General features: G+C 69.4%; 13 protein-coding genes. 9 read left to right on the top strand and 4 right to left on the bottom strand.

Features of this window, described 5'->3' with window-relative positions; translation table 11 throughout:
* Positions 1–64 precede the first annotated feature (64 nt).
* Positions 65–1,258 (top strand): site-2 protease family protein, encoded by a 1,194-nt coding sequence (locus HNR73_RS17600; protein WP_221330969.1) that lies wholly within the window; start codon positions 65–67, stop codon positions 1,256–1,258.
* Positions 1,258–2,151, top strand: coding sequence for a tRNA (adenine-N1)-methyltransferase (locus HNR73_RS17595; RefSeq protein ID WP_184788580.1), 894 nt, complete (start codon positions 1,258–1,260; stop codon positions 2,149–2,151). Before HNR73_RS17600 ends, HNR73_RS17595 begins: the two co-directional genes overlap by 1 nt.
* A 199-nt stretch (positions 2,152–2,350) precedes the next feature.
* Here HNR73_RS17595 and HNR73_RS17590 read toward each other — a convergent pair whose 3' ends face one another.
* Entirely contained in the window at positions 2,351–2,638 is a 288-nt protein-coding gene (locus tag HNR73_RS17590; protein ID WP_184788579.1) for a ferredoxin, read from the bottom strand.
* A gap of 161 nt (positions 2,639–2,799) precedes the next feature.
* On the opposite strand from HNR73_RS17590, the gene arc reads away from it, so the two are divergent.
* The gene (arc, locus tag HNR73_RS17585; protein WP_184788578.1) at positions 2,800–4,578 is read left to right on the top strand and encodes a proteasome ATPase; all 1,779 of its coding nucleotides are present in this window, start codon (positions 2,800–2,802) and stop codon (positions 4,576–4,578) included.
* Positions 4,579–4,653: 75 nt separating this feature from the next.
* Positions 4,654–5,562 (top strand): alpha/beta fold hydrolase, encoded by a 909-nt coding sequence (locus HNR73_RS17580; protein ID WP_184788577.1) that lies wholly within the window; start codon positions 4,654–4,656, stop codon positions 5,560–5,562.
* Here HNR73_RS17580 and lhgD read toward each other — a convergent pair.
* Entirely contained in the window at positions 5,552–6,733 is a 1,182-nt protein-coding gene (gene lhgD / locus HNR73_RS17575) for an L-2-hydroxyglutarate dehydrogenase (RefSeq protein ID WP_311677671.1), read from the bottom strand. The genes HNR73_RS17580 and lhgD overlap by 11 nt on opposite strands.
* Positions 6,734–6,882: 149 nt before the next feature.
* On the opposite strand from lhgD, the gene HNR73_RS17570 reads away from it, so the two are divergent.
* The 4 genes from HNR73_RS17570 to HNR73_RS17555 are packed head-to-tail and all read left to right on the top strand — an operon-like array spanning position 6,883 to position 10,671.
* Entirely contained in the window at positions 6,883–8,022 is a 1,140-nt protein-coding gene (locus tag HNR73_RS17570) for a DegT/DnrJ/EryC1/StrS family aminotransferase (RefSeq protein ID WP_184788575.1), read from the top strand.
* Between the two features lie 15 nt (positions 8,023–8,037).
* On the top strand, positions 8,038–8,994 hold the full coding sequence (locus HNR73_RS17565; RefSeq protein WP_184788574.1) for an NAD-dependent epimerase/dehydratase family protein: 957 nt from the start codon (positions 8,038–8,040) through the stop codon (positions 8,992–8,994).
* On the top strand, positions 8,991–9,458 hold the full coding sequence (locus HNR73_RS41200) for an acyltransferase (protein WP_203686744.1): 468 nt from the start codon (positions 8,991–8,993) through the stop codon (positions 9,456–9,458). Before HNR73_RS17565 ends, HNR73_RS41200 begins: the two co-directional genes overlap by 4 nt.
* A gap of 25 nt (positions 9,459–9,483) precedes the next feature.
* Complete coding sequence (locus HNR73_RS17555; protein WP_184788573.1) at positions 9,484–10,671, top strand: glycosyltransferase family 4 protein; 1,188 nt, start codon at positions 9,484–9,486, stop codon at positions 10,669–10,671.
* A gap of 208 nt (positions 10,672–10,879) precedes the next feature.
* On the opposite strand, the gene HNR73_RS17550 is transcribed toward HNR73_RS17555, so the two are convergent.
* Both HNR73_RS17550 and HNR73_RS17545 read right to left on the bottom strand, forming a co-directional pair.
* Positions 10,880–11,845: a Gfo/Idh/MocA family protein gene (locus HNR73_RS17550; protein ID WP_184788572.1), complete on the bottom strand. Its 966-nt coding sequence runs from the start codon at positions 11,843–11,845 to the stop codon at positions 10,880–10,882.
* Positions 11,846–11,850: 5 nt separating this feature from the next.
* A complete protein-coding gene (locus tag HNR73_RS17545; RefSeq protein WP_239122293.1) occupies positions 11,851–12,933 on the bottom strand; it encodes a DegT/DnrJ/EryC1/StrS family aminotransferase in 1,083 nt (360 codons plus the stop codon).
* Positions 12,934–13,176: 243 nt separating this feature from the next.
* Here HNR73_RS17545 and HNR73_RS17540 point away from each other — a divergent pair, with 243 nt between their 5' ends.
* Positions 13,177–14,190 (top strand): lysylphosphatidylglycerol synthase domain-containing protein, encoded by a 1,014-nt coding sequence (locus HNR73_RS17540; protein WP_184788570.1) that lies wholly within the window; start codon positions 13,177–13,179, stop codon positions 14,188–14,190.
* Positions 14,191–14,192: the final 2 nt, after the last annotated feature.

Below are 14,192 nucleotides of genomic sequence, written 5' to 3'. Positions count from 1 at the left end.
GTTTCACCACCGACAAAGCACCGCAGCCCTCTCCGGGCCCGCCGAGCCCCGTAGCATCGTCGTGATGGACGACAGCGCACCCAGCAACGGCCGCCGCGGGTTCCGCAGACGAGGCCTGCGCCTCGGCCGGGTGTTCGGCATCCCGGTCCACCTGAGCCCCTCATGGCTCATCCTCGCGGTCCTCGTCACCGTCATCTACGCCGACATCGTCCGCAACGAGCTTCCCGAACTCGGCGGCCCCCTCGTCTACGTGGTCTCCTTCACCTTCGTCATCAGCCTGTGCCTGTCGGTGTTCCTCCACGAACTCGGCCACGCCCTGACCAGCCTCAAATACGGCATCGGCGTCAAGGGCATCACCCTCGAAATGCTCGGCGGATACACCGAGATGGAGGAGGAGGCGCCCCGCCCGGGCGTCGAGGCCGTCGTCGCGCTCGCCGGTCCGGCCGTCTCGCTCGTCCTCGGCGGCGTCGGCGTCGTGCTCCTGTCCGTCCTCGACGGCCCGAGCATCGGCTACGAGCTGGCCTTCCAGTTCGCGGTGAGCAACATCATCGTCGCGCTCTTCAACGTTCTGCCCGGCCTGCCCCTCGACGGGGGCCGCGCGCTGCGGGCCGTGGTGTGGGCCATCGCCAAGGACCGGCACGTCGCCACGCGTGTGTCGGGCTGGACCGGCCGCGCCGTGGCCGTCCTCACCATCGCCGGGGGCATCGCGCTCTTCCTCGGCTCCGGCGGCGCCAACATCGTCAGCCTGCTGTTCACGGGCATGGTCGGCATGGTCCTGTGGGCCGGGGCGACCCAGGCGATCCGGGTCGGGAAACTCGGCGGGCGCATCCCGCTGCTCGCCGTGCGCAAGCTCATCCGGCCGCTGACCTCCGTGCCGACGGGCACGCCCCTGTCGGAGGCACTGCGGCGAGCCGAGGAGAACGCCGCGCTGGGCGTGCTCGTCGTCGACACCGCCGAACGGCCGCTGGCCCTTCTGCACGCCCATGCCGCGATGAGCGTCCCGGCGCAGCGGCGTCCCTGGATCAGCGTCGACAGTGTCTCCCGCGACATCGACCCGGGCGCGGCCCTTGACCCGGAGATGCACGGGCAGGAGATCATCGACGCCGTCCGCGCGCACCCGTCCACCGAGTATCTGGTGATGGCCGACGGGATCGTCTACGGCGTGGTCGTGGCCGCGGATATAGCCGAGGTCCTGGAGCCGCGTACGATACGCAGCCGTCCCAGTCGACCGCATACCCGCAACGGAGTCAACACCTGATGGAACAGCGCCGTGGACCTTTCCGCGAGGGAGACCGCGTCCAGCTCACCGACAACAAGGGCCGCATGCACACGGTGGTCCTGGAGAGCGGGAAGTCCTTCCACACCCACCGCGGAGGCATTGCCCACGACGACCTCATCGGCCTTCCCGAGGGCAGCGTGGTCACCTCGGTGGGCATGACCCAGTACCTCGCGCTGCGGCCGCTGCTGTCCGACTTCGTGCTGTCCATGCCGCGCGGCGCCCAGGTGATCTACCCCAAGGACGCCGCCCAGATCATCGGCATCGGCGACGTCTTCCCCGGCGCGCGCGTCCTTGAGGCGGGTGCCGGTTCGGGCGCGCTGAGCTGCTCGCTCCTGCGCGCCATCGGCGACGAGGGCCACCTGTACTCCTACGAGCTGCGTCCCGACTTCGCCGACATCGCCCGCTCCAACGTCGAGGCCTTCCTGGGCGGACCGCCCAAGAACTGGACGCTGACGACCGGGGACGTCGCCGACGCCGAGGTCGGCGACATCGACCGCATCATCCTCGACATGCTCGCGCCCTGGGAGCACCTCGACCTCATCGAGCGCGCGCTGATCCCCGGGGGAGTGTTCATCGGCTACGTCGCGACGACCACGCAGATGTCGGACCTCGTGGAGGGTCTGCGCGCCCGCGGTTCGTTCACCGAGCCGCGCGCGTTCGAGACGCTCGTCCGCGACTGGCACCTGGAGGGCCTCGCGGTCCGGCCGGACCACCGCATGATCGCCCACACGGCGTTCCTGGTGACCGCGCGGCGCCTGGCGCCCGGCACCACCGCTCCGCTTCGCAAGCGCAAGCCGAGCAAGGGCCAGGAGGCCTATCAGCAGCGCCGTGGAGAGGCTCCGGGCGCGCGTACGGCGGCGCCGGCGGAGTAGGCGACGGCCGTTTCGTACCGTCCGGCGGGCCGCGGTTACGCCCGCGCCCGTCGGACGCCCAAGGTTTTTCATGTTCGATGGGGGCCGGGTCGCGCGTCCTGAGTGGACCGGAGAGGTCAGGAGTCGCCCATCCGACGGCTCCCGGCTGTCATATTGGCGACTCTGCGTCGCCTCGACGTCACTCCGTTTGGGGCCGTTCTCAGTCCGCTTCGGGGCCGGCGACGACCGTGTCGTCGGCGACACGCCGGACGTGGATGCAATCCCCGGGGCACTCCTTGGCGGCGTCGATGACGTCCAGCCGGTACTTGTCCGGGACATCCACGCGGGCCCCCGGAGCGGTCAGCAACTCACCGTCAGGGCCCTTCACGTAGGCAAGACCGTCGATGTCGAACTCGAAGACGTCGGGCGCGTACTGCGCGCAAAGACCGTCCCCGGTGCACAGGTCCTGGTCGATGAAAACGTTCAGAGCTTCGGTCTCGGTAGCCACGCGCCAAGACTAACTCCGCCCCGGCGGACCGCGCGCGGGCCGTGGGCGGCGCCCGATTCGGCAATCGAACCGTAACCGTCGCCGTGTGTCGCGATCTATGCTCGGAGCCTTGTAACGGTTAGGGTTGAACGTACGACCTTCAGCCCCCGGGAGGTGGGGACGTGGCACGTAGCGATGACGCAGAGGCCCGCGCCGCGCGATGGGAACGAGAGACCAGAGATCTCTCCAGCCAGGTGGCATACCTGCAGGAGGAGCTTGCTCTCGCCCGGCGCAAGATGACCGAAACGCCGCGACACGTGCGGCTGCTTGAGGATCGTCTTGCCGCGGCACAGGCACAGATTCAACGGATGTCGGAGCAGAACGAAAGGCTCGTGTCCACCCTCAAGGAGGCACGCGACCAGATCGTCACGCTCAAAGAGGAGATCGACCGTCTCGCCCAGCCCCCCAGCGGTTACGGGGTGTTCCTGGGCGCACAGGAGGACGGCTCGGTCGACGTGTTCACCGGCGGGCGCAAGATGCGCGTCGCGGTGTCCCCGTCGGTCGACCCCGAGGAAATGCGCCTCGGGCAGGAAGTCCTCCTCAACGACGCGTTCAACGTGGTCGCGGCCCTCGGTTTCGAGAAGGCCGGCGACGTGGTGACCCTCAAGGAGGTGCTGAACGACGCCGAGGGCAACCCGAGCCGCGCCCTCGTCGTCTCGCACGCCGACGAGGAACGCATCGTGCACCTGGCCGACACCCTCATCGGCGAACCGATCCGGGCCGGCGACTCGCTCATGGTGGAGGCCCGTTCGGCCTACGCCTACGAGCGGATCCCGAAGAGCGAGGTCGAAGAACTCGTCCTCGAAGAGGTCCCCGACGTCAACTACGACGACATCGGCGGCCTGGCCCGGCAGATCGAGCAGATCCGCGACGCCGTGGAGATGCCGTTCCTGCACGCCGAGCTGTTCCTGGAGCACCAGCTGCGCCCACCCAAGGGCGTGCTGCTCTACGGACCTCCCGGCTGCGGGAAGACGCTGATCGCCAAGGCGGTCGCCAACTCCCTGGCCAAGCAGATCGCCGGTGAGCAGAAGGGCGGCGAGCGCGCCAAGAGCTACTTCCTCAACATCAAGGGTCCCGAGCTGCTCAACAAGTACGTCGGTGAGACCGAGCGGCACATCCGCCTGATCTTCCAGCGTGCCCGTGAGAAGGCCAGCGAGGGCCAGCCGGTCATCGTGTTCTTCGACGAGATGGACTCGGTGTTCCGGACACGCGGCTCCGGCGTGTCGTCCGATGTGGAGAACACCATCGTGCCCCAGCTGCTGTCGGAGATCGACGGCGTCGAAGGGCTTGAGAACGTCATCGTCATCGGCGCCTCGAACCGCGAGGACATGATCGACCCGGCCATCCTGCGTCCTGGCCGGCTCGACGTGAAGATCAAGATCGAGCGCCCCGACGCCGAATCGGCGCGCGACATCTTCTCCAAGTACATCCTCACCGACCTGCCGCTCCACCCCGACGACCTGGCCGAGCACGGGAACTCCCGCGAAGCCTGCGTCGACGCGATGATCCAGGCGGCCGTGGAACGGATGTACACCGAGACCGAGGAGAACCGCTTCCTGGAGGTCACCTACGCCGACGGCGACAAGGAAGTCCTGTACTTCAAGGACTTCAACTCCGGGGCGATGATCCAGAACATCGTCGACCGCGCCAAGAAGATGGCCATCAAGGAGTTCCTCACCACCGAGCGGAAGGGCCTGCGCCTGCACCACCTCCTCGACGCCTGCGTCGACGAGTTCCGCGAGAACGAGGACCTCCCGAACACCACCAACCCCGACGACTGGGCCCGCATCTCCGGCAAGAAGGGCGAGCGGATCGTCTACATCCGCACGCTCGTGTCGGGCAAGGGGAGCGAGGCCGGCAGGTCGATCGAGACGGCCAGCAACACGGGGCAGTACCTCTAACGCCCGCACCAGCGCGACGGGGAGTCCCTGCCGAGGGGCTCCCCGTTTCCGCGTCCGCGCGGCTAGTCTTCGGCCATGCCCGCTCACCTGACGCCGGTCAACGGCACGCGCCTGTTCGTCGACGACCGCGGTCCCGCAGACGCCCCGCCGGTGCTGTTCATCCACGGTGGACCCGGCCAGTCGGCCTTCGACTTCGGCCACTTCCAGGCCGACCATCTGGCGCGGCACGTCCGCATCATCGCCGTCGACCAGCGCGGCCTGCTGCGCTCCGACCCACTGCCCGAGGGCGCCGAGATCAGCACCGACGCGATCATCGCCGACTACGAGGCCCTCCGTCAGACCCTCGGCATCAGCGCGTGGACGATCATCGGCCACTCCTCCGGTGGGCACACCGCCATCCGCTACGCCCGCGAACACCCCACGGCGGTCACCGCCGCCGTGTTCGACTGCCCGGCCTTCGACTGCGACCTCACCGACCGCCACCGCCTCCCGATCGCCGCCGCGATCCTCGACGAAATCGGCGACCACGAATCGGCCGCGGCCTGCCGCGCCTTCGCCGAGCGCCCCGAACGCCTCACCGCCGCCGACGAGACCTACAAGGTCATGCAGCGCATCGGGGCCCGCTACAACGAACTGTTCTTCCGGACCCCCGCGGCGATCGAGGCCTTCGAAAAGGGCCAGGCCGAGTCCGGTTTCACCCGCGAACAGTGGGCGCGCGGCCTGTCCCACCTACCGCTCGTCGCCGACATGTACATCCCCACCCTCGACCTGCTGCCCGGCCTGACGCCACCGTCCATGCTCGTCCACGGCCGCCACGACCTCGTCGCCGCGCCCGCCGTCATCGACGCCTACCGCGAACTCGCCCCCGGCGCCCGCGTCCACACCTTCGAAGACTCCGCCCACTTCCCCTACATCGAGGAACCCGAGGCCTACGCCGACGTCGTCTCCGGCTTCGTCCTGAGCGCCACGAACCTCACGCGCTGACCGGGATCCGCCCGACGATCTCCCGCGCGATCTCCAGCGAACTGGTCGCGGCGGGGGAGGGGGCGTTGAGGACGTGCACCTGCCCCGGGGCCTCGACGATGAGGAAGTCGTCGACGAGGCCCCCGTCGGGCGCGATCGCCTGCGCGCGCACACCCGCCCCCGCCCGCACCAGATCCTCGGGCCCGATCGCGGGCACCAACCGCGCCAGACTCGCCGCGAACAGCCGCTTCGACAACGACCGCCGCACCTCGCCCATCCCGTACTTCCAGTGCTTGCGCGCCAACCGCCACAAACCGCCGTAACCCGCCGCCGAGGCCACGTCCACGGGCCGGATCCGCCCCCACGAATACCCCTCGCGCGCCAGCGCGAGCACGGCGTTCGGCCCGGCGTGGACACTCCCGTCGATCATCTTGGTCAGGTGCACGCCCAGGAACGGGAACTGCGGATCCGGCACCGGATAGATCAGCCCCTTCACCAGCCCCCGGCGGCTCTCCACCAGCTCGTAGTACTCGCCCCGGAACGGAACGATCCGCGCCGGCGGCCGCACCCCGGCCATCCGCGCCACCCGGTCGGACTGCAGGCCGGCGCAGTTCACCAGCACATCGGCGGCGACCTCACCCCGATCGGTCCCCACGACCACCCCGGCACCCGCCGCGGGCGTCACCGAGACCACCTTCGACCCGAGACGCACCTCACCGCCCAGCTCCCCGATGAGCTCGGCGAGAACCTCGCAGACCCTCCCGAAGTCGGTGATACCGGTGCTCGCCACGCGCATCGCCCGCACGCACTCCACGTGCGGCTCGAACTCCGCCGCCCCCGCCGGGTCGAGCAGTTCCACCGGCAGCCCGTTGGCCAGCGACCGTTCGTGCAGCGCGCCCAGGCGCCCCAGCTCCTCCTCGGAGGTCGCCACGATCAGCTTCCCGCACACCTCGACGGGGATTCCGTGTTCGCGGCAGAACGCCACCATCGACGCGCTCCCGGCGGCGCACATCCGCGCCTTGAGGCTCCCCGGTTTGTAGTAGACGCCGGCGTGGATGACCCCGGAGTTGTGACCGGTCTGGTGTGCCCCGACCCGGTCCTCCTTCTCCAGGACCGTCACGCTCGAACCGGGCCGCTCGGACAGCAACCGCCACGCCGTGGCCAAGCCCACGATCCCCCCGCCAACGACCACGTACCGCGCCACAACGGCTCCTCTCCACGTCGCCACGACCGTACCGGCCGAAACCTTCCCGGCACGTCGCGGCCTGAACCCGTCCATTCCGCCGACGGCCAAGGGGTCTAGACTTCCCGGCGGTCACATCCACGCGGGCAGGGGAGTCCATGGCAGAGGTCATCGCGCTCGGGCAGCCGACAGTAGGGGAAGAGGAACTCGCCGCGGTCCGGGAGGTGTTCGCCTCGGGCTGGCTCGCGGGCAACGGCCCCACGTGCCGCAAGTTCGAGGAGCGCTTCGCCGCGGTCGTGGGCACGTCCCACGCGCTGGCCCTCAACAGCTGCGGTGGGGGCCTGCACCTGGCGATGGACGCCTTCGACGTCAAGCCCGGTGACGAGGTCATCGTCGCCGACTACACCTTCCCCGCCACGGGCCACTCGGTGATGTGGGCCGGAGCGACGCCGGTGTTCGCCGACGTGCGCGCCGACACCGCCACCATCGACCCCGCCGCGGTCGCCGCGGCGGTGACTGACAAGACCGTCGGCGTCATCGCCGTCGACCCCTTCGGTCTGCCCGCCGACTACGCCGAACTGCGCGAGATCACCGGCCGGCACGGCCTGTTCCTGGTCCAGGACGCCGCCTGCGCGGCCGGCGCCACCTACCAGGGCGCCCCCGCCGGTGGCCAGGGCGACGTGGCGGTGTTCAGCTTCCACGGCCGCAAGGGCATCACCGCCGGTGAGGGTGGTGCCTTCGTCACCGACCGGCCCGAGCTCGACGCCCAGGCCCGCAAGATGCACTCCTACGGCATCGAGGGCGCGGTGACGCGCGCGGCGCTGTCGAAGCTGCCGATGCCGGAGTTCGACGAGGCCGGCTACAACTACCGCATGTCGGACGTGGCCGCGGCGATGATGATCGTGCAGCTCGACCGGCTCCCGTCGATCCTCGCGGCCCGTACGAAGGTCGCCGACTCCTACGCCGAACTGCTCGGCGACTGTGAGCTGCTGACGCTCCCGTCGGTGCCCGCCGACCGCACGCACCCGTGGCAGTCCTACGTGGTGACCCTCGCCCGGGGCATCGACCGCGGTGAGGTCGCGATGCGCCTGCGTGACCGCGGTGTCCAGTGCACCTTCGGCACCTACGCCTCCCACCTCCAGCCCGTCTACGGCGCGACGGCGCCGTGCCCGGTCTCGGCCGACCTGTTCGCCCGTCACCTGGCGATCCCCATGCACGCCAACCTGACAGAATCACAGGTGGAGACCGTCGCTGCTACGCTGCGTGAGGTCCTGTCCGCCGTCGCCACCAACCCCTAGGACGAGAAGCTCCCCATGACGACCAGCACTCCAGCAACCAGCTCCAAGAAGGTCTTCTTCACCGGTGGTGCCGGATTCATCGGTATGCATGTGGTGCCGCTGCTCCTTGAGCGTGGCTACGACGTCAAGATCTTCGACAACATGAGCCGCGGCGACCGTCTCGCCGTCAACGAGTACATGTCGAGCGGCAAGGTCGAGCTCGTCGAAGGCGACGTCCGTTACGGCGGCGCGGTGGCCTCGGCCATGCGTGGCTGCTCGCACGTGATCCACTTCGCGACGGTGTCGATCAACAAGTCGGTCGCCGACCCGTACGAGTCGATCGACATCAACATGACGGGTAACAACAACGTCTTCGCCGCCGCCGCCGACCAGGGCGTCGAACGCCTGGTGTTCGCCTCGACCGCCTCGGTCTACGGCGACCCCGAGCGCCTGCCGATGCACGAGGACGACACGCTGCGCCCGCTCACGCCCTACTGCATCACCAAACGCGCCGGCGAGGACCTGCTCGGGTTCTACCAGCGCACCAAGGGCCTGTCGTGGGTCGCGAACCGCTTCTTCAACGTCTACGGACCGGGACAGAAGCTCGACGCCTACTACACCTCTGTGATCAACACCTTCATCCAGCGGATCCGCTCGGGCCAGCCGCCGACGATCGACGGCAAGGGCGAGCAGTCGATGGACTTCGTGCACGTCCACGACCTCGCCAAGGGCGTCGTGGCGTCCCTGGAGTGCGAGGCGGAGAACTTCCCGGTCAACATCGGCACCGGCGTCGACACCTCCGTCGCGCAGCTGGCGAAGATCCTCATCCAGGCCCTCGGGTCCGACGTCGAACCGATCTTCCGCCCGCGCGACGTGCTCGTCTCCCGCCGCGCCGCCGACATCACCCGCGCCAAGGAACTCCTCGGCTGGGAACCCACGATCACCGTCGAGGAAGGCATGTCCGAACTCGTCAAGGCGGCCATCGAATCGTGAGCGGGTTCCCCGCCAACCCCTACAACGAGCACGCCTGGATCATCGGTGACCCCGTCATCGGCGAGGGCACCTGGATCGGGGCGTTCACCGTCATCGACGGCTCCGGTGGCCTGACCATCGGAGCCGGCTGCGACATCTCCTGCGGCGTGCACGTCTACACCCACTCCACGGTGCGGCGCTGCGTGTCCGGGCGCGCGCACGCCGACGTCGACCGCGCGCCCGTCAGCATCGGCGACCGCGTCTTCGTCGGCGCCAACGCCGTCATCATGATGGGCGTCACCATCGGCGACGAAGCGGTCATCGCGGCCGGAGCGGTGGTGACCCGGGACGTTCCACCACGTACGGTTGTGGCAGGCGTTCCGGCACGCCCCACCGCCACCGTCGACATCGTCACCGATGCCGGCGGAGCCCACGTCACGTTCCCGGCAACTGGCGCGAAGGCCGCCCCCGGCGACGCCGGATAACCCAAGCATCGAGCGAGGAAAACCCGTGCGCATCGCCGTCGTCAACAACTTCTTCCCGCCCCGGACCGGTGGCAGCGCCCACCTGTCCGAAGCGCTCGCGAAGGGCTACGCGGCACGCGGACACGACGTCCTCGTCATCGCCGCCGCCTACGGCGGTGCCCCGGCGGAGGAGGAGCGCGACGGGATGCGCATCGTCCGGCTCCCGTCCTGGCAGCTACCGCAGACGCGCCTGGCGGTGTCCTTCGACATCCTCTTCGCGAGCCGGCCGAGCCTGTGGCGGCGGCTGAAGAACGTCCTCGACGACTTCCGCCCCGACGTGATCCACCAGCACGGGCAGTTCTTCGACCTGACCTGGGCGACGGGACTGTACGCGCGCAAACGAAAGATCCCGACCCTGCTGTCGGTCCACACGCGCCTGGAGAACCCGCAGGCGTCCTACCACGGCATCTTCCGCTTCCTCGACGCCACGATGGTCCGCCCGCCCATGAAGCTCCACCGGCCGCGCCTGGTCGTCATGGACGTCCTCATGGACGAGTACATCAAGGCCCGCTACAAAGGCGCCCACACGGGCCTGGAGTACATCCCGGTCGGGGTGGAACCGGACTTCACCGCCCACGCCGACGCCGGGATCGTGCGGGCCCGCCACCAGCTCGGCGACGCGCCGGTCATCCTGTCGATCGGGCACGTCATCCCACTGCGGGACCGCGTGACCCTCACCGAGGCGATGCCGAAGGTCCTCAGCGAGTTCCCCGAGGCGAAACTCCTCGTCGTCGGCCGCACCTACTTCGACGCCTACCAGCGCCGCGCCGAAGAGCTCGGTGTCGCCCACGCCGTCATCGACGCCGGTGTCGTCCCGAAGACCGACATCCCGCACTACCTGGCCGCGGCCTCCGTCGAATCCCACGAACAGGGCATCGGCCTTGGCACCGCCAGCCTGGAGGCGATGGCCGCCGCCGTCCCCGTCGTCGCACCAGTCCGGCCCGACAACTTCCCCGGCATCGACCTCGTCGACGGTGAGAACATCCACCTCACCGCCCCCGGCGACGCCGAAGGCCTGGCCGACAAGCTCATCACGGTCCTCGCCGACCCCGAGAAGGCCAGGCACGTCGCCGAGGCGGGGCGCGAACTGGTCCGCGAGCACTTCACCATGGACCGCGTGCTCGACAAGCACCTCGCGGTCCTCGAAGAGCAGGCGGCCCGAGTCCGCCGCTGAGCAGCGGGAGGGCGCGGCGGGCCGGGCGCGCGGGTGCCGGGAACCCGGCCGCGAGCCGCGCCACGACCGTTGGCCCGCGTCGCGACCCGCCTACGCCGGGTACTCGGCTTCGCCGAGGCACCGGGCCGGGAACCCCGCACCGGCGGCGGGCCGAGCCCGATCCCATGCCGCAAAGGCGGTTTCGTTCGCGCCGCCCACACAAGCAGAGTTACACCGTCAGCGGTTCGCCGGACAGCATCGACGCGACGAGACGGTGCGGCGACAGGATCGAGTCGCGCTCCTCGTCAATGTCGGCCTTCCCGTCGAGCAGGTCCAGGAAACGGTTCAGTTGCGCTACGAGCGGCTCGACGTTGCTGACCAGTTCCGGGATCTCGATGATCGTCTGCTGCCGGTAACCCAGGCCCGCCTCGGCGGGCTGTTCGTTCGACACGTGCCGGTAGATCGTCACGTCCCGGCGCAGGAGGTCGATCTCGATGACCCGCTGCCGTTCGGTGATCGACAGGGTCCGCACCTTACGGTGGCCCAGCCGGCTCGCCGAGCAGGTCGCCACGGCACCGTTGTCGAAGGTGACGACGGCGTCGGCGACGTCTTCGGCGCCCGGCACCGACGACGGGTGGAAACGCCCGACGCTGCCGGCCACGCTCGCGGGCGTCGCCCCGGCCATGCGCAGGCACGCGTCGAGGTCGTGGATGAGGAGGTCCCAGGCCACACCGGTACGGATCCGCGGCGCGTACGGCCCGTGCCGGACCGCCGCGAGGTGCACCGGCTCCTCCAGCATCGCCGCGACCGTCACGATCGCCGGGTTGAAGCGCTCCACGAAACCGCACATCAGCGGGATCCGGTTCTTCTCGGCGAGCGCGACCAGTTCGGCCGACTCGTCGAACGTCGACGTCACCGGCTTCTCGACCAGCAGCGGCTTACCGGCCTCCAGGACCGGCAGCGCCAGCTGGTGGTGCAGGTGCGTCGGCGCGGCGATCACGACGGCGTCGACACCGTCGATCGCGTCGAGACCCGGAGCCCACACCCCACCGAAACGCTCGGTGATCTTCTCCCCGGTCTGTTTCACCGGATCGACGACCACGGCCAGTTCGGCGCGCTCCGACTGGGAGATCACCCGCGCGTGCAGGGACCCCATCGAACCGGCGCCGACCAGGGCGATGCGAACAGCAGGCACGGACTTCACGCTCCAAGGACAGTACGGACCGATTCGATGACCACATCGAGGTCGGCATCGGACAGGTACGGGTGCACCGGCAGCGACAGGCACTCACTCGCCGCCCGCCGCGCGACCGGGAACTCCCCGGTGACCACGCGCGGGTGACCGCGGTAGCAGTCGTAGTCGAAGACCACCCGGGGGTAGTACACCCCACTGCCGACACCGCGCTCGGCGAGCGCGGCCGACAGCTCATCACGCGTCACCCTAGCCTCGGAGCCGACCAGGACCGTGTACTGGTGCCACACGTGTGACCGGCCCGGCAGCTCCACCGGCAGGGTGAGTCCCTCGATGCCCGAAAGGCCCTCTGTCAGGCGTGCGGCGTTGGCCTTGCGGCGCTTGACCTGCTCGTCGTACACGGCGAGCTGCGGTAGCGCCAGCGCCGCCTGAAGGTCGGTAAGTCGGTAGTTGTGCCCGGCCATCTCGTACTGGTAGCGCGCCCGCATGCCCTGGTTGCGCAGCACGCGCAGACGGTCGGCGAGCTCGTCATCGTCGGTGGTGATGATCCCGCCCTCGCCGGTGGTGATGTTCTTCGTCCCGTAGAGGGAGAAGCATCCCAGCCCGAACGAACCCGCGCCGCGCCCTTCGAAGGTCGCGCCCACGGCCTGCGCGGCGTCCTCGATCACGGCGAGCCCATGCCGCCCGGCCAGCGGCGACAGCGCCGACATGTCGGCGACCTGCCCGTACAGGTGGACCGGCATGACCACACGCGTCCGCTCGGTCACCGCGGCGTCCACGGCGGCCGGATCGACACAGAAGTCGGCGGCGGCGATGTCGGCGAAACGAACCGTCGCGCCCGCCTCCAGAATCGCGTTCAGCGTCGCCACGAAGGTGAAGGGAGAGGTCACCACCTCGTCACCGGGCTGAAGATCCAGCACCTCCACCGCGGCCACGAGCGCCGTCGTGCCGTTGTTCACGGCCACCGCGTGGCTGACGCCCGCGAGACCCGCGAAGGCCTCCTCCAGAGCCGCGACCCTCGGGCCCTGAGCCAGCATCCCCGAGCGCAGAACCTCCAAGACACCCGCCTCGACGCCCTCGGGCAACCGCACCGCAGAAACAGGAATCACACGCCACACTCCAGAGGGAAAAGCAACCAGCCGACACGAAGCGGAGCCGACGGTACCAAACCCCCACGCCAGTACAACCCGTGACCAGCTTGTGCACGCATGCTAGGGTCTCCTGTCCCCACGGACACCGGTCGACCTCTCGGCCCGACACGAACACAAACGTGCCACGATAGGCCTGAAAGGAGAGCGTCGGTGTCCGACACCACCGCCGTGACCCCCCCAGACATGGCAACGACGGACCCACGCGAAAGCGAACCCGCCGCACCCAAGTCCATCCTGGCCCGGGCCCGCACCGTCATCGCCAGACCGTGGATCGTCAACACCCTCCGGATCCTGTTCATCGCCGCCGTCCTCGCCGCCGTCGCCTACACGGTCGTCAGCAGCTGGAAGGACATCCGCGACTATCTCTTCGACCTGGCCTGGCAGTCGGTCCTGCTCGCCTTCGTCGCGGCCTTCGCCGGCATGGCGGCCAACATCATGGCCTGGCGCTCGATCGTCACCCAACTCGACAGTCCGGTCACGATCACCACCGCCGCCCGCATCACGCTCCTGGGCAACCTCGCCAAATACCTCCCCGGCAGCGTCTGGTCCTACGTCGCCCAGATGGAACTCGGCAAACGCGCCGGCATCCCGCGCGCCCGCGCCTTCATCGCCAGCCTCATCGCCGTCGGCCTCTCCACCACCGCCAGCCTCCTCCTCGGCGCCCTCGCCATCCCCGCCCTCGCGGCCTCAGACGAAGGCAAACCCTTCGTCCCGATCATCATCGCGCTCATTCCCATCGCACTCACCTGCGCCCACCCGAAGATCCTCACCCGCCTGGTCGAGCTCTTCCTCAAGATCGTCCGCAAACCCCCACTCGGACACGCCATCACCTGGCGCACCGTCAACACCGCCACCGCCTGGAGCGCGATCGCCTACGTCTGCTTCGGCGTGCACCTCTGGCTCCTGGCCAACGCCGCCGCGACCCCCGGCGTCGAAGGCCTCTTCCGCAGCATCGGCGCCTTCGCACTCGCCATGACCTGCGGCATGCTCGTCATCGTCGTCCCCTCCGGCATCGGCGTCCGCGACGCGGTCATCGCCACCGCGCTCACCCCCTACGTCGGCTTCGGGACCGCCGCCGGCATCGCCGTCGTCTCCCGCCTCGTCTTCACCCTCGCCGACCTCATCGCCGCCGGAGCCGCGGGCGCCTCCGCCTTCACCGAGATGCGCCACCACCGGCCAGCCACGAAGGACGCCTGAGG

The sequence above is a fragment of the Phytomonospora endophytica genome, assembly GCF_014202425.1.
GTDB classification, from domain to species: domain Bacteria; phylum Actinomycetota; class Actinomycetes; order Mycobacteriales; family Micromonosporaceae; genus Phytomonospora; species Phytomonospora endophytica.
Note: the sequence above shows the minus strand (reverse complement) of the source record. Positions and strands in the feature narration are given on the sequence as shown.